Annotated in this window: 14 protein-coding genes; 1 reads left to right on the forward strand and 13 read right to left on the reverse strand. The window is 36.7% G+C overall.

The features are described from left to right. Positions 1 to 78: 78 nt before the first annotated feature. The 4 genes from NKR20_RS17560 to NKR20_RS17575 form a co-directional block, all read right to left on the reverse strand. Positions 79 to 2,058: an FtsX-like permease family protein gene (locus NKR20_RS17560; RefSeq protein ID WP_253427892.1), complete on the reverse strand. Its 1,980-nt coding sequence runs from the start codon at positions 2,056 to 2,058 to the stop codon at positions 79 to 81. Continuing rightward, positions 2,048 to 2,809 carry an ABC transporter ATP-binding protein gene (locus NKR20_RS17565; RefSeq protein ID WP_253427893.1) on the reverse strand — a complete coding sequence of 254 codons (762 nt, stop codon included), beginning with the start codon at positions 2,807 to 2,809 and terminating at the stop codon, positions 2,048 to 2,050. Before NKR20_RS17565 ends, NKR20_RS17560 begins: the two co-directional genes overlap by 11 nt. Before the next feature lie 100 nt (positions 2,810 to 2,909). Further along, on the reverse strand, positions 2,910 to 3,713 hold the full coding sequence (locus NKR20_RS17570) for a sensor histidine kinase (protein WP_253427895.1): 804 nt from the start codon (positions 3,711 to 3,713) through the stop codon (positions 2,910 to 2,912). A gap of 219 nt (positions 3,714 to 3,932) precedes the next feature. Beyond that, complete coding sequence (locus tag NKR20_RS17575; protein ID WP_301285956.1) at positions 3,933 to 4,628, reverse strand: response regulator transcription factor; 696 nt, start codon at positions 4,626 to 4,628, stop codon at positions 3,933 to 3,935. Between the two features lie 163 nt (positions 4,629 to 4,791). Between NKR20_RS17575 and NKR20_RS17580 the strand changes: the two genes are divergently transcribed. Then, positions 4,792 to 5,679, forward strand: coding sequence for a LysR family transcriptional regulator (locus NKR20_RS17580; protein ID WP_253427897.1), 888 nt, complete (start codon positions 4,792 to 4,794; stop codon positions 5,677 to 5,679). 136 nt (positions 5,680 to 5,815) lie between these two features. Here the strand turns inward: NKR20_RS17580 and NKR20_RS17585 are convergent, their stop codons facing one another. The 9 genes from NKR20_RS17585 to NKR20_RS17625 form a co-directional block, all read right to left on the reverse strand. Next, complete coding sequence (locus NKR20_RS17585; RefSeq protein ID WP_253427899.1) at positions 5,816 to 7,999, reverse strand: malate synthase G; 2,184 nt, start codon at positions 7,997 to 7,999, stop codon at positions 5,816 to 5,818. Between the two features lie 221 nt (positions 8,000 to 8,220). Next, positions 8,221 to 9,408, reverse strand: a complete 1,188-nt coding sequence (gene tuf, locus NKR20_RS17590) for an elongation factor Tu (RefSeq protein ID WP_253427901.1) — start codon at positions 9,406 to 9,408, stop codon at positions 8,221 to 8,223. Between the two features lie 138 nt (positions 9,409 to 9,546). Next, complete coding sequence (gene fusA / locus NKR20_RS17595) at positions 9,547 to 11,622, reverse strand: elongation factor G (RefSeq protein ID WP_121214181.1); 2,076 nt, start codon at positions 11,620 to 11,622, stop codon at positions 9,547 to 9,549. Positions 11,623 to 11,714: 92 nt separating this feature from the next. Beyond that, positions 11,715 to 12,185, reverse strand: a complete 471-nt coding sequence (gene rpsG / locus NKR20_RS17600) for a 30S ribosomal protein S7 (protein ID WP_097073465.1) — start codon at positions 12,183 to 12,185, stop codon at positions 11,715 to 11,717. 142 nt (positions 12,186 to 12,327) lie between these two features. Further along, positions 12,328 to 12,747: a 30S ribosomal protein S12 gene (rpsL, locus tag NKR20_RS17605; RefSeq protein ID WP_121214180.1), complete on the reverse strand. Its 420-nt coding sequence runs from the start codon at positions 12,745 to 12,747 to the stop codon at positions 12,328 to 12,330. A gap of 98 nt (positions 12,748 to 12,845) precedes the next feature. Continuing rightward, positions 12,846 to 13,097, reverse strand: a complete 252-nt coding sequence (locus NKR20_RS17610) for a 50S ribosomal protein L7ae-like protein (protein ID WP_121214179.1) — start codon at positions 13,095 to 13,097, stop codon at positions 12,846 to 12,848. A 133-nt stretch (positions 13,098 to 13,230) separates the two neighbouring features. Beyond that, on the reverse strand, positions 13,231 to 16,920 hold the full coding sequence (rpoC, locus tag NKR20_RS17615) for a DNA-directed RNA polymerase subunit beta' (protein WP_121214178.1): 3,690 nt from the start codon (positions 16,918 to 16,920) through the stop codon (positions 13,231 to 13,233). A gap of 110 nt (positions 16,921 to 17,030) precedes the next feature. Continuing rightward, complete coding sequence (rpoB, locus tag NKR20_RS17620; protein ID WP_211330878.1) at positions 17,031 to 20,588, reverse strand: DNA-directed RNA polymerase subunit beta; 3,558 nt, start codon at positions 20,586 to 20,588, stop codon at positions 17,031 to 17,033. 240 nt (positions 20,589 to 20,828) lie between these two features. Continuing rightward, positions 20,829 to 21,431 (reverse strand): class I SAM-dependent methyltransferase, encoded by a 603-nt coding sequence (locus tag NKR20_RS17625; protein WP_121214176.1) that lies wholly within the window; start codon positions 21,429 to 21,431, stop codon positions 20,829 to 20,831. Between the last annotated feature and the right edge of the window lie 75 nt (positions 21,432 to 21,506).

The following is a 21,506-nucleotide window of genomic DNA, read 5'->3' on the forward strand; positions in this document are numbered from 1 at the left end:
TCAATAATCTAAAGTCAATGTAAAGAAAATCCACTATAAATTCCTGAAATATTCGGAATTTATAGTGGATTTCTTCTATTATAATGATTCTCTTACAACCCTTTTATAATATTGAATAGATAATATTGCAAACACCATATACATTGCAACATATAAACAGATTGTGATGACTAATGGTGCAACAAGTTCTGTTCCAAATAGCCACCAGCCAGATTTAACTGCAAAGTAACTATGGGATAATCCAATAACTAATGGTACTCCGAAATTAAATGCTTGCTTTGCATAGATCCCTTTCATTATATGTGAAGTTGAATAGCCAATCTTACGTAAGATTACATAAGAAGATTTTTCATCATCCGCTTCTGCCATTTGTTTAAAATAAAGAATACTTCCGGTAGTTAGTAAGAAGGCTAATCCTAAGAAGGCTGTGACGAATATCGTAATACCTAAGCTAGCTACGTTCTCTTTTCGTTCTTCTTCAAAAGAATTGATTATGATACTGTATTCATTATCTAACATTACCTTTCTATCTTCAGAGAACTTTTTATAAAGCACTTCAGCCTTTTCCATATCATCTTTATCTTTAAGGTTAATACCTATTTGTGAATGAATATTTACTTGAGTTTTATTTTGCTCTTCAATCTCTTTAAAGAGATTATCTGGTACAACTAAAATTGGACTAGCATCTGAAGCATATTGTGATAACACGTAATCTTTACGAATATCTGTAATGTGCAGAGGAATTTCCGTTTCTCCGGATTTCACATTGACATCAACATCTTTTTGAAGCGGTAAAACTTCCGACAACACATTAGCATAACTCGTTAATAACGCTTCTCCTTCATTTAATGTATAGCCCGTTTTTATTTGATGAAAGTCACTAAGCGATACGACAGCAGTATCTACCTCTCCGTTAAATAGTAAAGGGCTATCCTGTAAATTTTCCGAAATCAAATCTTTAAGATTTAACTTTACATTGGAAATTTGATAAGTATCTTTTTTAAAATCAATTCCTTCTTGATATAAGGCATCTAAGAACTCTATACCTTGGTCGTTAAGTAAAATATAGTCATAAGGTGATGCAAACCGTGCATTGGAACCTGATGAGTAATAAGCAATATAAGCTAAACTCATAATTCCTACTGCAAGTCCTGTTAAAGTTGTAATTAAGGTTAAAGATTTTGAATTACTTTTCATTTTATGCATAATCGGTGTTACGGCTAAAACATCTGTTATTCGTAAATGTCCACTTTTACTAGCACGAACAATATTCATAATGAGGGAAACAGAATATCTAAAAAATAAGAACGTCCCTAATATTGTAGAGCCTAGTATAACGAGCATGTGTAAAAACAGATTATTATAAACACTCGCTTTTTCTACGTTAAATAACATTGTAGATTGATAATAGCCATAAATGATAAGCGCAACACCGATTAACCCCATTACCATCTGGAATATACTAAACCCTTTTATACGTTCGTCAGCTTTTTTTGCTGCAGTAAATAATGATAACAAAGATAACCTTCTAATCATCCATAACATTTGCAATAAAATAATTATAAGCAAAACAGAAAATAATAGTGCTGATTGTTGGAAAGCATCTAAGGAAAACTTTAATTGTACGATCATATCAATTTCTAATATCTTTAATAAGACCATTGCAAAAAAGCGTGAACTAAAATAGCCAATTACCATCCCTATCATTACTGCGAGTGAAAATAAAATGATGTTTTCTAAAGCAATTAAACGAAAAACTAAACCTTTCGTCATTCCAATTAATTGAAATAATCCAATTTCTTTACTGCGCCTTTTCATAAAGAGCTGGCTTGCATATAAGACAAAGAACGTGACGATAAAATATAATATATATGACGCTGCTTCAAAACCGGCTGTAGCTGTACCACTCTTTTTAAGCGCTTCTACTACTGATGGATTATACTGCAATGTCGTAAAGGAAAAGCATAATGTCACACTAAATATTAGTGCAAAGAAATATAAATAATATTGTTTAACGTTTTTCCTCATACTTCTAAATACTAACTTGCTAAGCGTCATACCCATCACCACCAAGCACACTTTGCGTATTTAATATTTGTTGGAATAATTGCTGACGAGTTTTATCACCTTTATATAATTCTGTATAGATTGCTCCATCCTTTAAAAATAGAACACGCGAACAAAAGCTAGCTGCCTCCGGATCGTGTGTAACCATCATAATCGTTGCGTTTTTTTGTTGATTAATTGTTTCTAAATTTGTTAATAGCGCATTTGCTGATTTTGAATCTAGTGCCCCAGTTGGTTCGTCTGCAAAAACTAAAGTAGGATTCGCAATAAGTGCTCGTGCTGCAGAAGTTCTTTGTTTTTGTCCACCAGAGATTTCATTCGGATATTTATTTAAAATATCTGAGATGCCTAAAATTCCAACGAGTTCTTTTAGTCGACTTTCCACTACCGCTTTTGGCTGTTTACTTATCGATAACGGCAATAATATATTTTCCTTTACAGTTAAAGTATCAAGTAAGTTATAATCCTGAAAGATAAAACCAAGTTGTTCACGTCTAAAATTGGCTAATGCCTTTTCCTTCATCCCTCTTAAATTTTGTCCATTAATTTCAACAATACCTTCTGTTGGGTGATCAATGGAACATAGTACATTTAATAATGTTGTTTTCCCTGACCCAGAAGGACCCATGATTCCAACAAACTCTCCTTTTTGAACTTCTATATCAATACCCTTCAAAACTTCTTGAGCTGTTGATTTCTTTCCATATACTTTTCTTATTTTTCTACCGATTAAGACTGACAAACTTTTTCGCCCCTTTCTTTAACTATTTTCATTTTACAGTCGTTTCAACTTATCTTCCTTCGTTTAAGATGACAAAATAAAAAGGTAGGTGACGATTTTGTCATCTACCAAGTAATTTTCCATATTCATTTTCAGTAGGGAAAACTAAAGTAAACATTGTACCTTCATCTCTTTTAGAATGAACTGTAATTTGAATACCTAGCTTTTGCGCAGCGTTTTTGGCAAGATATAAACCCATGCCTGTTGATTGCACAGACTCACGTCCAATTGTACCAGTATAGGATTTATGAAAGATACGTGGTAAGTCTTCTTGTAGTATACCAACACCATAGTCTTGAAAATGAAGCAAAAGGTGTCCAGTATCATCTACTGATGTGAAAATATCGATATTTTCATTCTGATGACTATACTTTATCGCATTGGATAAAATCTGGCGTACTATAAAGGCTAACCATTTTTTATCGGTTGTAACCTCTTCTTCTAACTCTTCAACTTGAAAACCTATCCCTTTTTCCATACACCATGAATGAAACTCTCGAATCTCTTTATATACAATAGTGCGTAATGTCACCTTTTCTAATCGATTATCTTTTTCTATAAAAGCTAACCTCGTATTATGTAATTGTTGATCCAATAATAAGTGAATTCGCATCCATTCGTTTTCAAGTTTCTTTCGTAAACTTGTATCTTCTATTTGTTCAACCATTAACTTCATAGCTGTTAATGGTGTCTTCATTTCATGGACCCATGCTAATAAATCCTCTGTGTCCTCCTGAAGTTGAACTTTTGATTGATTTAATAAAAATTCTTTTTCTTCTAAAATAGATAACATTTCCTCTAAATATCTTTTTTGAAATGGTGAGAATCCAACATTTTCAGACAGGAGATCATATCTGTTCGACAAATTTCCCAGGAAATTTGTCAACTGATGTACTTCTTTTATATACCGCCAAAATAGGAACAAAACTGTAACAGATATGGTCAAGATATTAAAATAGCCTAAAGATATTCTAGAAAAGCCATAATCCAAGTAAAATAAAATATTTATACATACCAGCAAGCCTACTATAAATAGTATCCATGTAATTCTTTCTCTTATAAATAATAAGAACATATGTCACCTCTATAATGTGATTGCCATATACCCTAGCCCCTTCTTAGTGACAATAACATTTTTCATTCCAATCTCTTCAAGCTTTTGTCTAAGTCGATTTACATTCACAGACAAAGTATTATCATTCACAAAGCGTTCATCATCCCATAACTTACGCATTAATTCATCCCTGGAAACAATTTTATCTATATGCTGTAAAAGTATTCGCAATATAAATAATTCGTTTTTTGTTAATTCACACGATTTATCATTATACATGATAACACCTTTAGCATAGTCGACAGTGGCCCCGTTCCATCTTGTTATTTCACTTTGCTCCTCAACATAATCATAAGTTCTACGGAGAATAGCTTGTACCTTCGCTAAAAGAACTTCCATGTGAAAAGGCTTTTGTATGAAATCATCCGCCCCCATTTGCATCGCCATTACCATATCCATCGGGTGATCACGCGAAGACAAGAAAATAATTGGCACCTTCGAAATTTCTCTAATTTCCCTACACCAATGAAAACCATCATATGCGGGAAGCTGTATATCTATAATGACTAATTGCGGCTTTATTTCTATAAAGGAGTCCATAACTTTATGAAAATCTAAAGGCCCTTCTACTGTTAAGTTCCACCCATTAAAACGTTCTTTTATCATTTCAAAAATAGAACTATCATCTTCAATTAAAAATATTTTCAAATTGCTCATTCCCTTCATAGAGATATGAATCTTCCTATAAAATCCAATTTTATTATACTATACTGTTTCAGATTCATCATAAAGGAAGGTTTTTATCCCGATACATAATTTTAATTGTATAATAGGTTGAAAGAGTACTAACAACGAGTTAGTCAATTATGTCGTAAAGGAGTTGCATCTTTTGGATATACGTCAGATTGAATACTTTTCAGAAGTTGCTAAACATTTAAGCTTCACAAAAGCCGCTTCAACTTTACATGTTTCACAGCCTTCTATCAGTAAGGCTATTCAAAATTTAGAAGCTGAACTGGGTGTCCCTTTATTTTATCGTTCTTCAAAACAATTAGAATTAACCGATGCTGGACGGGCAGTATTAGTAAATGCACAACATGTACTTGAGGCATTTAAAAATTTACGTTCAGAGTTAACAGATATAATGGAATTAAAAAAAGGACAAATTCGGATTGGTATCCCACCAATCGTAGGTTCCGAATTCTTTTCAAAATTGGTGAGCCAATATAAAGAGCAGTACCCTTATATCGAGCTTATCTTAACAGAGGTTGGCTCAAAAAAAATCCGTGCGGGTGTTGAAGCGGGTGAATTAGATATCGGGCTTATCTGTAATTTAAGTGTGGCAAATGAAAATTTAGAAGCAATCGGGATACTAAAAGATCCATTAATGCTAATTGTACATCGGGATCATCCACTTGCTAATCAACCTTCTGTTCACTTAACTGAATTGGAGAAGGAATCCTTTATTATTTATCGTAATGATTTTACATTATATGATCGAATTATAGATGAATGTTCGAAAAGCGGATTTTTCCCAACAATTGCTTGTGAAACTTCACAAAAAGACTTAATCATAGAAATGGTTGCCGCAAAGCTTGGCATTGCGCTATTACCAAAAAGAATTTGTGAAAAAATACAATACGATACTATTGTGTCAGTGCCTTTTAAAGAAGAAAAAATCTTCTTAGAGCTCGGAATGACGTGGAAGAAAAATAAATATCTATCCTTTGCTGTTAAGGAATTTATAAATTTAGCTCATGATTTTATTAAGCAGTAAGAGGCGTCTGAAAAGAGCAATTGAGCGTTTTTTTTACGATTGTCGCTATCGGCTATCGTCACATATAAATTGCATTTAAGAAGGGCTATGTTAAAATTTCGTTTGAATTTTAACATAGCCCTTTAATTTTATCTAATTAGTTTGCAACTACTGTACCATACTTTGCTTTTGCTTCTAAACGTTTTTTGTGTAAAATTGGCTCTGTATAACCATTTGGCTGTTCATAGCCTTTGAATACTAAGTCACATGCTGCTTGGAATGCAACTGACTCTTCAAAGTTTGGCGCCATTGGACGGTATTCAGGATCATCTGCATTTTGCCCATCAACCACTTTTGCCATGCGTTTCATTGTCTCTAATACTTGCTCTTTAGTACAAATACCATGGTGTAACCAGTTTGCAACGTGTTGACTTGAAATTCGTAACGTTGCACGGTCTTCCATTAGACCAATATTGTTAATATCAGGTACTTTTGAACAACCTACTCCTTGTTCAACCCAACGAACAACATATCCTAATATACCTTGAGAATTGTTGTCTAACTCTTGTTGGATTTCTTCAGGACTCCAGTTTGTAGTAGGTGATACTGGGAATTGTAAAATCGCATCTTGGAAATCTTCTGAGCTAGATAATCCTTTTTGAACATCTTTAACATTTAATTGGTGATAATGTGTTGCATGTAATGTTGCTGCTGTAGGTGATGGTACCCAGGCTGTATTTGCACCTGCTTGTAAGTGACCAATTTTTTGCTTTAACATTTCTGCCATTAAATCTGGCATTGCCCACATACCTTTACCAATTTGAGCACGACCTTGTAATCCACAGTCAAGACCAACTGTTACATTTGATTTCTCATATGATTGTAACCAAATAGAAGTTTTCATTTCATTTTTACGAATCATAGGTCCAGCTTCCATAGATGTATGGATTTCATCACCTGTACGATCTAAGAATCCAGTGTTGATGAATACTACACGGTCTTTAACTTCTTTAATACATGCTTTTAAGTTTAAAGAAGTGCGACGTTCTTCATCCATTACACCAATTTTTAAAGTGAAGCGTTCTAAACCTAGTAAATCTTCAACACGTTCAAATAGTTTATTAGCAAATGCAACTTCTTTTGATCCATGCATTTTCGGTTTTACAATGTAAATTGAACCCTTTTGAGAGTTTTTATATTTCCCTGAACCTAAAATGTCGTGTTTTGCAATTAAGCTAGTAAACACACCATCTAAAATACCCTCTGGAACTTCGTCACCATTTTTATCTAGAATTGCGCTATTTGTCATTAAGTGACCTACGTTTCGAACAAACATTAATGAACGTCCTGGAAGTGTAATTGTTTCACCATTTAATCCTGTGTATGTACGATCAGGATTTAACGTACGTGTCATTGTTTTTGAGCCTTTTTCAAACGTTGCGGATAAATCACCTTTCATTAAACCTAACCAGTTGCTATATACTAGTACTTTATCTTCCGCATCAACAGCAGCAACAGAATCCTCACAGTCCATAATCGTTGTAATAGCAGATTCAAGAACGATATCTTTAATACCAGCAGCATCTGTTTTTCCAACTGGATGCTCACGATCAAATTGAATTTCAATGTGAAGGTCATTATTTTTAAATAATAAAACAGTTGGTTCTTCAAGTGAACCTTGGTAACCTACTAATTTTTGCTCATCAACTAGACCTGTAGATTCTCCATTTGCTAAAGTAGCCACTAGTTTATTATCAATAATTGAATATTTCACAATATCAATATGAGATGCATTCTTTAATGCAATTGCTTCATCTAATAGTTGTTTAGATTTAGTAATAACTTTTTCACCACGAACTGGGTTGTAGCCTTTACCGATAGTAGCACCGTCTTCTTCACTAATTGCATCTGTGCCATAAAGTGCATCATATAAACTTCCCCAACGTGCATTTGCAGCATTAATTGCATACCGCCCATTATTTACAGGTACAACTAATTGTGGACCCGCTTGTACGGCAATTTCATCATCCACGTTCTCTGTCGAAATTTTAAAGTCTTCTACTTTTGGCTCAAGGTATCCAATTTCTTGTAAGAAAGTTTTATAATTATCAAAATTAAAGTTTTCTTTATTTTCTTTGTGCCAGTTATTGATTGCTTCTTGTATTTCATCACGTTTTTCTAACAACGCTTTATTTTCAGGTGTTAAGTCATGGATTAGCTGATCAAGTCCATTCCAAAACTGTTCCTGCTCTACTTTACTACCTGGTAATGCTTGATTATTAATAAAATCATATAGAACTGAAGCTACTTTAAGATTCCCCACTTGAATGTAATTTGTCATGAACATATCCCCCAATATATACAAGATTCAAGAAAGAGGTCATTTCCTCTAACTTTGCTTAGTCATAATTATAATAGGAAGGCGGTACATAAATGAAATACATATTTTGAATATTCATTATTCTTTTTAGCTATAGTATAGAAACGATAGAAGAAAATTGAACAACAAAAAACATCCTACAGGCGTCCCCATAGGATGTTTGTATTAGCAATAAGCTAAAATTATTTTTGAATAGAAGATACTACTCCAGCTCCAACAGTACGTCCACCCTCACGGATAGAGAATTTTGTACCTTCTTCAAGAGCGATTGGAGAAATTAATTCTACGTTCATTTCGATGTTGTCACCAGGCATAACCATTTCTACGCCTTCTGGTAAGTTGATAACACCAGTTACGTCAGTTGTACGGAAGTAGAACTGAGGACGGTAGTTAGAGAAGAATGGAGTATGACGTCCACCCTCTTCTTTTGATAAAACGTAAACTTCTGCTTTGAAAGTAGTGTGTGGAGTGATTGAGCCTGGTTTAGCTAATACTTGTCCACGTTGGATTTCTTCACGAGCAACCCCACGAAGTAATGCACCAATGTTGTCACCAGCTTCAGCATAGTCTAATAATTTACGGAACATTTCAACACCAGTTACAGTTGTTGATTTTGGCTCGTCAACGATACCAACGATCTCAACAACGTCACCAACTTTAACTTGACCGCGTTCTACACGACCAGTTGCAACTGTACCACGACCAGTGATAGAGAATACGTCCTCTACTGGCATCATGAATGGTTTGTCAGTTTGACGTTCTGGAGTTGGGATGTAGTTATCTACAGCGTCCATTAATTCAACGATTTTTTCTTCCCATTCTGGTTCACCTTCAAGAGCTTTTAAAGCAGAACCTTTGATTACAGGAACATCGTCACCTGGGAAATCGTATTCAGAAAGTAAATCACGTACTTCCATTTCTACTAATTCTAATAATTCTTCGTCATCAACCATATCACATTTGTTTAAGAATACTACTAAGTAAGGTACACCTACTTGACGTGATAATAAAATGTGCTCACGAGTTTGTGGCATTGGGCCGTCAGCAGCAGATACTACTAAGATACCGCCATCCATTTGAGCAGCACCAGTGATCATGTTTTTAACATAGTCAGCATGTCCTGGGCAGTCAACGTGTGCATAGTGACGAGTAGCAGTTTCATATTCTACGTGAGAAGTGTTGATAGTGATTCCACGCTCTTTTTCTTCTGGAGCGTTATCGATATCAGCGTATGATTTTGCTTCCCCACCCATTTTTTTAGAAAGAACTGTAGCGATAGCAGCAGTTAATGTAGTTTTACCATGGTCAACGTGTCCAATTGTACCAACGTTAGCATGCGTTTTCGAACGGTCAAATTTTTCTTTAGCCATTAGAGTTAGCCTCCTAAATATGTGTTTATTATTTTTTTTAGAATTTTTATATGTTATAACTGCTGGCTGGAGGGCCCTTCACAGCCAGTCAATCATAGCTTACAAATTATTTATACTTGAAGCAAGATGAAATTTCAATTATTCACCTTTATTTTTTTTGATGATATCATCTGCAATTGATTTTGGAACTTCTTCATAGTGATCGAATACCATTGAGAATACACCACGACCTTGTGTAGCAGAACGTAATGTAGTTGCATATCCGAACATTTCAGAAAGTGGAACCATTGCACGAACAACTTGTGCGTTACCACGAGCTTCCATACCTTCTACACGACCACGGCGAGAAGTGATGTTACCCATGATATCTCCAAGATATTCTTCAGGAATTACTACTTCTACTTTCATTACTGGTTCTAAAAGAACAGGGTTACATTTAGAAGCTGCAGCTTTTAATGCCATAGAAGCAGCGATTTTGAACGCCATTTCGTTTGAGTCAACATCATGGTAAGAACCATCGAATAATTTCGCTTTGATGTCGATTAATGGGTAACCAGCAACTACACCGCGATCAAGCGCGTCACGAAGTCCTGCTTCAACAGCTGGAATATATTCACGTGGTACTACCCCACCAACGATTGCGTTTTCAAATTCGAAACCTTTACCTTCTTCGTTTGGAGAGAATTCGATCCAAACGTCACCGTATTGACCACGACCACCAGATTGGCGAGTGAATTTACCTTGAACTTGTGCAGAGCTACGGAATGTTTCACGGTAAGAAACTTGTGGAGCACCTACATTACATTCAACTTTAAATTCACGTTTCATACGGTCAACTAGGATATCAAGGTGAAGTTCACCCATACCTGAGATGATTGTTTGACCAGTTTCTTGGTCTGTATGAGCGCGGAATGTTGGGTCTTCTTCTTGTAATTTTGCAAGAGCTTGTCCCATTTTGTCTTGGTCCGCTTTTGATTTTGGTTCTACAGATAAAGAGATAACTGGCTCTGGGAATTCCATAGACTCTAAAATAACGAAGTCTTTTTCGTCACAAAGAGTGTCACCAGTAGTAGTATCTTTAAGACCTACAGCAGCAGCAATATCACCAGCGAATACTTTTGAAATTTCTTCACGAGAGTTTGCGTGCATTTGTAGGATACGACCTATACGTTCACGTTTACCTTTTGTAGAGTTTTGTACGTATGAACCTGATTCTAAAATACCAGAGTACACACGGAAGAATGTTAATTTACCAACATAAGGGTCAGTCATAACTTTGAATGCAAGCGCTGCGAATGGCTCGTCATCGCTAGCATGTTTTTCAACTTCTTCACCAGAGTCATTAACACCTTTAATAGCTGGGATGTCAGTTGGTGCTGGTAAGTAGTCGATTACTGCATCAAGCATTAATTGAACACCTTTGTTTTTGAATGCAGTACCACAAATAACTGGGTAGAATTGAACTGATAGAGTAGCTTTACGGATACCAGCTTTTAATTCTTCGATAGTGATTTCTTCACCAGCAAAGTATTTCTCCATTAATTCTTCATCTAATTCAGCAACTGCTTCAACTAACTTTTCACGGTATTCTTCAGCTTGTGCTTTATATTCTTCTGGAATTTCACGTTCTTGGATATCAGTACCAAGGTCGTTTCCGTAGAAGATAGCTTTCATTTCAACTAAATCGATAATTGCTTCGAATTGATCTTCAGCACCGATTGGTAATTGAATTGGGTGTGCATTCGCTTGTAAACGGTCATGTAGAGTTCCTACAGAATATAAGAAATCTGCACCGATTTTATCCATTTTGTTAACAAATACGATACGTGGAACACCATAAGTTGTAGCTTGGCGCCATACAGTTTCAGTTTGTGGCTCAACACCAGATTGAGCATCAAGTACTGTTACTGCTCCGTCAAGTACACGTAATGAACGTTCAACCTCTACTGTGAAGTCTACGTGTCCTGGTGTGTCGATGATATTTACGCGATGACCTTTCCATTGAGCTGTTGTCGCAGCAGAAGTGATAGTGATACCACGTTCTTGTTCTTGCTCCATCCAGTCCATTTGAGAGGCACCTTCGTGAGTTTCACCGATTTTGTGAATCTTACCAGTGTAATAAAGGATACGCTCAGTTGTTGTTGTTTTACCAGCATCAATATGAGCCATGATCCCAATATTACGTGTATTCTCTAATGAGAATTCGCGTTTCATAGGAAATTTTCTCCTTCCATATTGGGTATAGACTAGTGTTGAAATATATATTTAAACCTACGTACTAGCTTGCCGCTAGCACGTAGTTTAAATTACCAACGATAGTGTGCAAATGCTTTGTTTGCTTCGGCCATTTTGTGCATATCTTCACGTTTCTTAACTGAAGCACCTGTATTGTTAGAAGCATCTAGGATTTCGTTAGCTAAACGCTCTTCCATAGTTTTTTCACCACGAAGACGAGAATAATTAACTAAATAACGAAGACCTAAAGTAATACGACGTTCTGGACGAACTTCAACCGGTACTTGGTAGTTAGAACCACCAACACGACGAGCGCGTACTTCAAGAACAGGCATTACATTATTTAATGCAGCTTCGAATACTTCTAAAGGTTCTTTACCAGAACGTTCTTTAACTAATTCGAACGCACCGTATAAAATCTTTTCAGAAGTACCTCTTTTACCATCAATCATCATTTTATTGATTAAACGAGTTACTAGTTTTGAATTATAAATTGGATCTGGTAACACGTCACGTTTGGAAACAGGACCTTTACGAGGCATGTGTTTTCCTCCTTTCAGAAATATTAACCATTTTAAGTAGTACTAAGTTGCTAAATGAATGTTTCAATTCTTTTTGAATGGTTGCGCGCATTAAGATCTCCACTCAAAATTCTTTGATTGTTCTATAGCTTCTTGCTTTTAATTATTTTTTCTCTTTAGGACGTTTTGTACCGTATAAAGAACGTGATTGCATACGGCCGTTTACACCAGCAGTATCAAGAGCACCACGTACGATATGGTAACGTACCCCTGGTAAGTCTTTTACACGTCCACCGCGGATTAATACTACGCTGTGTTCTTGTAAGTTGTGACCTTCACCAGGAATGTAAGCTGTAACTTCGATTTGGTTAGTTAAGCGTACACGAGCGTATTTACGTAACGCTGAGTTTGGTTTCTTAGGTGTCATTGTACCTACACGAGTACAAACTCCACGTTTTTGTGGGGAATTAACATTTGTTAAAGATTTTTTAAAGCTGTTATATCCCTTGTTTAACGCAGGTGAATTTGATTTCGTTACTTTGGATTTACGAGGCTTACGTACCAATTGGTTAATTGTAGGCATCGGTTTTTCCTCCCTTCATTTATTCCTTGTTAATACCACACATCCAGGTGGTTCATTTTTAGGGTAAAAACAAAGTCTTTGTGTTTACCACACAAAAACTAACTTGCAGCGATTGCAACAATCGCAGCACCAACATGAATACCACAAGCTTTGCCAAGTTCTTTTTTAGACTCAACGAGACTCACTGGTACGCCGACTTCTTTTGCAAGAACAATCACTGGATCGGTTACCCAATTGTCTGCATCAAGTGCAACAAAAAGCTCTTTCACTTGACCAGCACGAATTGCTTTCACTGCTTGCTTTGTACCTATGATTGTTTTACTAGCCTGTTTAACTTTATCATAAGACATTTTCATATCCTCCGAAGTACAGACAGTTAACTATCAACCTTAAGTATATTAACACTATCAATTTAAACTGTCAAATATTTTTTATGAATTTCCTCGAGAGATTTAAAAATCTCCCGAGAAAATTATTAATTGTTTATTCTACTGAAGCAAAATCTTCACTTAGATCCATTGGGTCTTCTTCAATTTGAATTTGACGATAACGTTGCATACCAGTACCAGCAGGAACTAGTTTACCGATAATTACGTTCTCTTTCAGACCTAATAGCTCATCGCGTTTACCTTTAATAGCGGCATCCGTTAACACACGAGTTGTTTCTTGGAATGATGCAGCAGATAAGAACGATTCAGTTTCAAGAGAAGCTTTTGTAATACCAAGGATAACAGGGCGACAAGTTGCAGGGATTTTCCCATTAACAATTGCTTCTTTGTTCGCTTCTGTAAATTGATGGATATCAAGTAATGAACCTGGTAATAACTCAGTATCACCTGCTTCAATTACACGTACTTTACGTAACATTTGGCGTACCATTACTTCGATATGTTTATCGCCAATTTCTACCCCTTGCATACGGTATACTTTTTGTACTTCTTTTAATAAGTACTCTTGAACAGTAGCTACGTCTTTTACTTTCAATAATTGTTTTGGATCGATAGAACCTTCAGTTAGAATTTGACCAGGTTTAATCGTATCACCTAATTGTACTTTTAAGCGTGCATTGTATGGCGCTTGGTACTTACGTGTTTCAATTTCACCTTGAATCGTTAATTCTTTTAATCCTTCTCGAATTTCCTCTATTTCAGAAACTACCCCTGAAATTTCAGAGATAACCGCTTGCCCTTTTGGATTACGCGCTTCGAAAATCTCTTGGATACGTGGAAGACCTTGTGTAATATCGTTACCAGCAACCCCACCAGTATGGAACGTACGCATTGTTAATTGCGTTCCTGGTTCACCGATAGATTGTGCAGCAATAATACCAACAGCTTCCCCTACTTCAACCTCTTCACCTGTTGCTAAGTTAATACCATAACATTTTTTACATACACCATGTTTTGTATTACATGTGAAGGCAGAACGAATCGTCACTTCAGTGATGCCTGCATTTTCGATTACACGTGCAGCATCTTGAGTGATTAAGTCATCACGGTTAAGAATTACTTCACCAGTCTCTGGATGACGAATTGTTTTCTTCGTATGACGACCAACAATACGCTCTTCTAGAGTTTCGATAACTTCTGTTCCTTCCATTAAAGCACCAATAGTTAAACCACGATCTGTTCCACAATCGTCTTCACGTACAATAACATCTTGTGCAACGTCTACTAAACGACGTGTTAAGTAACCAGAGTCGGCAGTTTTTAAGGCTGTATCAGCTAAACCTTTACGAGCACCGTGAGTAGAGATGAAGTACTCTAATACCGTTAAACCTTCACGGAAGGAAGATTTAATTGGAAGTTCGATAATACGACCAGCTGGGTTGGCCATTAACCCACGCATACCTGCTAACTGAGTAAAGTTTGATGCGTTACCACGGGCACCAGAGTCACTCATCATGAAGATTGGGTTTGTATCTGGTAGAGAGTCCATCAGTTTACCTTGAATTTCATCTTTTGCCGCAGACCAGCTTGAAATTACACGGTCATAACGTTCTTCTTCCGTAATTAAACCACGGCGGAATTGAACCATTACTTTATCTACTTTTTTCTGTGCTTCTTCTAGAATTTCAGTTTTCTCAGGTAATACCACGATGTCAGAAATCGCTACTGTAATACCAGCTTTTGTAGAGTATTTGAAACCTAGATCTTTCATTCGGTCAAGCATTTTTGAAGTTTCAGTAATGTGGAATCGTTTGAATACTTCTGCGATGATTTGACCTAAGAATTTTTTACGGAATGGGCTAATTGGTTTTACGTTTTCAAAGTGTTTTCTTAACACTGCTTGACGTTGTAACTCAATTTTTTCGCTTTCATCCGCGTTTTTATATTCATCTAATTGTTCTAGTTCTTGTAATGTTTCTTCATCGATTGTTAACGATGCGAAATATTTTTCTGGTGTTTCTTTTTCTAAGTTTGTTGAAGTAGGTTCATTAATGAATGGGAATGATTCTGGTAAAATTTCATTGAAAATTACCTTACCTACTGTAGTTAATAAGAACTTATTATTTTGTTCTTCAGTAAACGTTGGGTTATTTAATGAACTTGCTTTAATTGCAATACGAGTGTGTAAATGCACTTTCCCGTTTTGATATGCAATTAATACTTCATTTGGTCCGTAGAAGATAGAACCTTCACCACGGGCACCCGCACGTTCTAAAGTTAGATAATAGTTTCCTAAAACCATATCTTGAGATGGTGTAACTACTGGTTTACCATCTTTCGGGTTAAGGATATTTTGTGCCGCTAACATAAGTAGACGAGCTTCCGCTTGTGCTTCAGCAGATAATGGAACATGGACCGCCATTTGGTCACCATCGAAGTCAGCGTTATAAGCTGTACATACAAGTGGGTGTAGACGAATCGCACGACCTTCTACTAATGTTGGTTCGAAAGCTTGGATACCAAGACGGTGTAATGTCGGTGCACGGTTTAGTAAAACTGGGTGCTCACGAATTACATCCTCTAATACGTCCCAAACCTCATTGTGTAAACGTTCAATTTTACGTTTTGCAGATTTAATGTTGTGTGCTAAGCCACGCTCAACTAGTTCTTTCATTACAAATGGTTTGAATAACTCAATTGCCATTTCTTTTGGAAGACCACATTGATACATTTTTAAGTTTGGACCTACTACGATAACCGAACGACCAGAGTAGTCTACACGTTTACCAAGTAAGTTTTGACGGAAACGACCTTGTTTCCCTTTTAACATATGTGATAACGATTTTAATGGACGGTTACCAGGACCAGTAACAGGACGACCACGACGACCATTGTCGATTAGTGCGTCAACTGCTTCTTGTAACATACGTTTTTCGTTTTGTACGATGATGCTTGGTGCACCAAGGTCTAGTAAACGTTTTAAACGGTTATTACGGTTAATAACACGACGATATAAATCGTTTAAGTCAGAAGTTGCAAAACGTCCACCATCTAATTGCACCATTGGACGAAGCTCTGGTGGAATTACAGGTAGTACATCTAAGATCATCCATTCTGGTTTGTTTCCAGAGTTACGGAATGATTCAATTACTTCTAATCGCTTAATTGCACGTGTACGGCGTTGACCTTGTGCAGTTTTAAGCTCTTCTTTTAAAGCAACTGTTTCTTCTTCTAAATCAATTTGTTCTAGAAGTTTTTTAATTGCTTCTGCACCCATTGATGCTTCGAAGCCATTTCCGAATTTTTCACGGTATGCACGATATTCTTTTTCAGAAAGTAATTGTTTCTTTTCTAGTGAAGATTCACCAGCGTCGATTACTACATAAGATGCAAAGTAAATTACTTCTTCTAAAGCACGTGGAGACATATCAAGGATTAATCCCATACGACTAGGAATACCTTTGAAGTACCAAATATGTGATACAGGAGCAGCTAGTTCAATATGGCCCATACGTTCACGACGAACTTTTGCGCGTGTTACCTCAACGCCACAACGGTCACAAACTACGCCTTTATAACGAACACGTTTGTATTTACCGCAGTGACATTCCCAGTCTTTTGTTGGTCCAAAGATACGTTCACAGAACAAACCATCTTTTTCTGGTTTTAATGTACGATAGTTAATTGTTTCAGGTTTTTTTACTTCTCCATATGACCAAGAACGAATTTTATCTGGTGAAGCTAAACCAATTTTCATATATTCAAATTCATTAACGTCTATCAAGGAGCCTACCTCCCTTTAGTATAAGTCCTTTAACGACTTTCCGAAGCTCAACAATTAATTGTTTTATTTAAAAAGGGCAGGCAGTATATTACTCCTGCCCTACTAACCGATTATTCAGCCGTTTCTACAGCGTCTTCTTCTTTAGGTAAAATATTTAATGCATCAGTTGGTTGAAGTTCATCTTCATCATCAAGATCACGAAGTTCGACTTCTTCATCATTGATTGTAAGCATCTTCACATCTAAACCTAGAGATTGAAGTTCCTTAATTAATACTTTGAATGACTCAGGAACACCTGGTTCTGGTACACTTTCACCTTTAACAATTGCTTCATACGTTTTAACACGTCCAACAACATCGTCAGATTTAATTGTTAAAATTTCTTGTAATGTATAAGCGGCACCATATGCCTCAAGTGCCCAAACCTCCATCTCACCGAAACGTTGACCACCAAATTGAGCTTTACCTCCAAGTGGTTGTTGCGTAACTAATGAGTATGGTCCAGTTGAACGAGCATGAAGTTTATCGTCAACCATGTGAGCAAGTTTAATCATGTACATGACACCTACAGAAACACGGTTGTCGAATGGTTCACCAGAGCGACCATCATAAAGAATTGTTTTACCATCACGGTTCATACCCGCTTCTTCCATCGTTTCCCAAACATCTTCTTCGTTCGCACCATCAAATACTGGTGTAGCCATATGAACACCTAAATATCGAGCTGCCATACCTAAATGAAGCTCTAATACTTGTCCGATATTCATACGAGATGGTACGCCTAGTGGGTTTAACATGATGTCTACAGGTGTTCCGTCTGGCATAAATGGCATATCTTCTTCAGGTAAAATACGTGAGATTACCCCTTTGTTACCGTGACGTCCGGCCATTTTGTCCCCAACGCGGATTTTACGTTTTTGAACAATATAAACACGAACTAATTGGTTAACACCTGGTGGTAATTCATCGCCATCTTCACGATTGAATACTTTAACATCAAGAACGATACCGCCAGCTCCATGAGGTACACGTAACGAAGTATCACGAACTTCACGAGCTTTTTCACCGAAGATTGCATGTAATAAGCGTTCTTCAGCAGTAAGTTCAGTTACCCCTTTAGGAGTTACTTTACCTACTAAAATATCGCCATCACGCACTTCAGCACCGATACGGATAATACCGCGATCATCTAGGTTACGAAGAGCATCTTCCCCAACGTTTGGAATGTCGCGAGTGATTTCTTCAGGCCCTAGTTTTGTATCACGAGATTCTGATTCATATTCTTCAATATGAACTGAAGTATAAACATCATCTTTTACAAGACGTTCGTTCATAATAACGGCATCTTCATAGTTGAAACCTTCCCAAGTCATGAAGGCAACTAATACGTTACGACCTAAAGCAAGTTCGCCTTTTTCCATTGAAGGACCATCAGCTAAAATGTCTTTTGGTTTTACGCGATCGCCAACTTTAACGATTGGACGTTGGTTGATTGAAGTACCGTGGTTTGAACGAGTGAATTTTTGAAGTTTGTATTTCACTAATTCACCTTTTACTTCTTTACCATCAATCTCTTCGATACGACGAACATGAATAGAACGAGCTTCAACATGTTCAACAATACCGTGATGTTTATTAACTACAGCAGCACCTGAATCACGTGCATCTACGTGTTCCATACCAGTACCAACGAATGGTGCTTCAGGGTTTAATAAAGGAACCGCTTGACGTTGCATGTTCGCTCCCATTAGGGCACGGTTAGAGTCATCGTTTTCTAAGAATGGAATACATGCAGTAGCGGCAGATACTACTTGCTTAGGTGATACGTCCATGTAGTCCACACGTTCTCTTTTGAAAACAGTGTTGTCACCACGGAAACGACCTAATACTTCTTCGTTCGCAAACGTACCATCAGGATTTAATGGTGAGTTTGCTTGTGCAACAATGTAGTTATCCTCTTCGTCAGCAGTTAAGTAATCAATTTGATCAGTTACACGACCTGTTTCAGGGTCTACCTTACGATAAGGCGTTTCAATGAAACCAAATTTGTTTACTTTTGCATAAGATGATAACGAGTTAATTAAACCGATGTTTGGACCCTCAGGAGTCTCGATTGGACACATACGACCATAGTGAGAGTAGTGAACGTCACGTACTTCCATACCAGCACGTTCACGAGTTAAACCACCAGGCCCTAATGCAGAAAGTCGGCGTTTATGCGTTAATTCTGCTAATGGGTTTGTTTGGTCCATGAATTGCGATAATTGAGAGCTACCAAAGAACTCTTTAATTGATGCAATTACAGGTCGGATGTTAATTAATTGTTGAGGAACGATTGAAGCTGTGTCGTTAATAGACATACGTTCACGAACTACACGTTCCATACGAGATAAACCAATACGGAATTGGTTTTGTAATAATTCCCCAACAGAACGTAAGCGACGATTTCCTAAATGGTCAATATCATCCGTATTTCCTACGCCATATAATAAGTTGAAGAAGTATGACATTGAAGCAATTACATCAGCAGGAGTAATATTTTTCACTTCTTCATCAATATAAGCGTTTGAAATTACGTTGATTTCTTTTTGCGCTTCATCATTTGGAGCATAAATTTTAATTGATTGAATCGTTACATCATCTTCTAATACTCCACCTACTTGAGATAAAGTACGGAATCCGATGCCATTCTCTAAATAAGGAATGATACGGTCTAATGTACGACGATCTAACGTTGTACCTTTCTCAACTACAATTTCTCCAGTTTCAGGATCAACAAGTGTCTCTGCAATCGTTTGGTTAAATAAACGATTTTTAATATGAAGCTTTTTATTCATTTTGTAACGTCCAACGTTTGCTAAATCATAACGTTTAGCATCGAAGAAACGTGAATATAATAAGCTCTTAGCACTTTCTACTGTAGGTGGTTCACCTGGACGTAGACGTTCGTAGATTTCTAATAATGCTTTTTCAGTGCTGTCAGTATTATCTTTTTCAAGGGTATTACGTAAGTACTCGTTATCACCAAGAATATCGATAATTTCTGCATCTGAACCGAAACCTAATGCACGTAAAAGTACTGTTACAGGTAATTTACGTGTGCGGTCAATACGTACATAAACGACATCTTTCGCATCTGTTTCGTACTCTAACCAAGCACCACGGTTTGGAATTACTGTTGCACCAAAGCCTTTTTTACCGTTTTTATCAGTTTTATCATGGAAGTAAACGCTCGGTGAACGAACTAATTGCGAAACGATAACGCGTTCGGCACCATTGATTACGAACGTACCTGTTTCTGTCATCAATGGGAAATCACCCATGAAGACATCTTGTTCTTTTACTTCGTCTGTTTCTTTGTTATGAAGACGTACTTTTACACGTAATGGTGCAGCATAAGTAACGTCACGTTCTTTACATTCATCGACATCATATTTAGGCTCACCTAATGTATAATCGATGAATTCAAGAGATAGATTACCTGTAAAATCTTCGATTGGAGAAATGTCACGGAACATCTCTCTCAATCCTTCTTCAAGGAACCACTCGTAAGATGCTGTCTGAATTTCAATTAAATTCGGAAGCTCCAGCACCTCTTTAATACGCGCAAAGCTTCTACGCTGGCGGTGTTGTCCGTACTGAACTAGTTGACCTACCAACTCATTCACCCCTCATTAAAGCGATTATAGGTCTTTGCAAAACCAACTAAATAGTGTATGATTTCGAAAGACAAAAAGAAAACGAGTCTTTTCTTAGACGTCATTTTCGGTTAAACTTAACTTATTCATGGCAAGTATACCCACTGAAATGGCGTTGCATACAAAAGGGCAAACTCCCACAAAATAATATTTTTGCATTTTATTATGTTATCATAGCCGATTTGTCAAGTCAATAATTTATACATTCCATTATTTTTTGGCACGTATAATCCAATATCCCTTTTTCTTCTCAACTACTTCAACTTCTGCAAATTTTTCTTCTAAATGAACTACCGATGATGGCGCCCCTTGTTTCTTTTGAATTACAACCCACAATTCTCCACCTTGTGCTAATTTCTCATAAGCACCATCATAAATCTTAAAAACAGTATCTTTTCCTGCTCGGATTGGCGGATTTGTTAAAATTGCAGCGACTTGTAAATCATTCTCTACTTCAGCTAACCCATCACTTTCAAAAATTCGTACATTTTGAATTCCGTTTAATTGAGCATTCTTTTTCGCTAATGAAACTGCACGCTCATTAATATCCATCATATAAACAGTACGTTCTGGGTTGTCTTTAGCAATTGATAAACCAATTGGTCCATATCCGCAACCAACATCCAGTATCGCACCATTTAAATCAGGCAACTCAAAAGTTTCTATTAACACACGGGATCCAAAATCTACTTCGCTTTTACTAAACACTCCTGTATCCGTTTCAAATAAAAACGAATACCCTCGTAATGTAAATTTCCATTGGCGTGGTTTACTTTCAGTTTGAGGCTTCTTTGAATAATAATGTTCAGACATCTACGTGCCCTCCTCAAAGAAATGAAGAAAGCCCGTCAAAATAGACGAGCTTTCTTTATTTATTGAAAATAAGGT

Origin of the sequence: Ureibacillus endophyticus (genome assembly GCF_024159215.1) — a bacterium.
Taxonomy (GTDB): Bacteria; Bacillota; Bacilli; order Bacillales_A; family Planococcaceae; genus Ureibacillus; species Ureibacillus endophyticus.

Coding starts and splice junctions, on each gene's coding strand:
- NKR20_RS17560 (WP_253427892.1), bottom strand. CDS start 2,058: ATGACGCTTAGCAAGTTAGTATTTAGAAGTATGAGGAAAAACGTTAAA.
- NKR20_RS17575 (WP_301285956.1), bottom strand. CDS start 4,628: ATGAAGGGAATGAGCAATTTGAAAATATTTTTAATTGAAGATGATAGT.
- NKR20_RS17585 (WP_253427899.1), bottom strand. CDS start 7,999: ATGACAAATTACATTCAAGTGGGGAATCTTAAAGTAGCTTCAGTTCTA.
- tuf (WP_253427901.1), bottom strand. CDS start 9,408: ATGGCTAAAGAAAAATTTGACCGTTCGAAAACGCATGCTAACGTTGGT.
- fusA (WP_121214181.1), bottom strand. CDS start 11,622: ATGAAACGCGAATTCTCATTAGAGAATACACGTAATATTGGGATCATG.
- rpsG (WP_097073465.1), bottom strand. CDS start 12,185: ATGCCTCGTAAAGGTCCTGTTTCCAAACGTGACGTGTTACCAGATCCA.
- rpsL (WP_121214180.1), bottom strand. CDS start 12,747: ATGCCTACAATTAACCAATTGGTACGTAAGCCTCGTAAATCCAAAGTA.
- NKR20_RS17610 (WP_121214179.1), bottom strand. CDS start 13,097: ATGTCTTATGATAAAGTTAAACAGGCTAGTAAAACAATCATAGGTACA.
- NKR20_RS17625 (WP_121214176.1), bottom strand. CDS start 21,431: ATGTCTGAACATTATTATTCAAAGAAGCCTCAAACTGAAAGTAAACCA.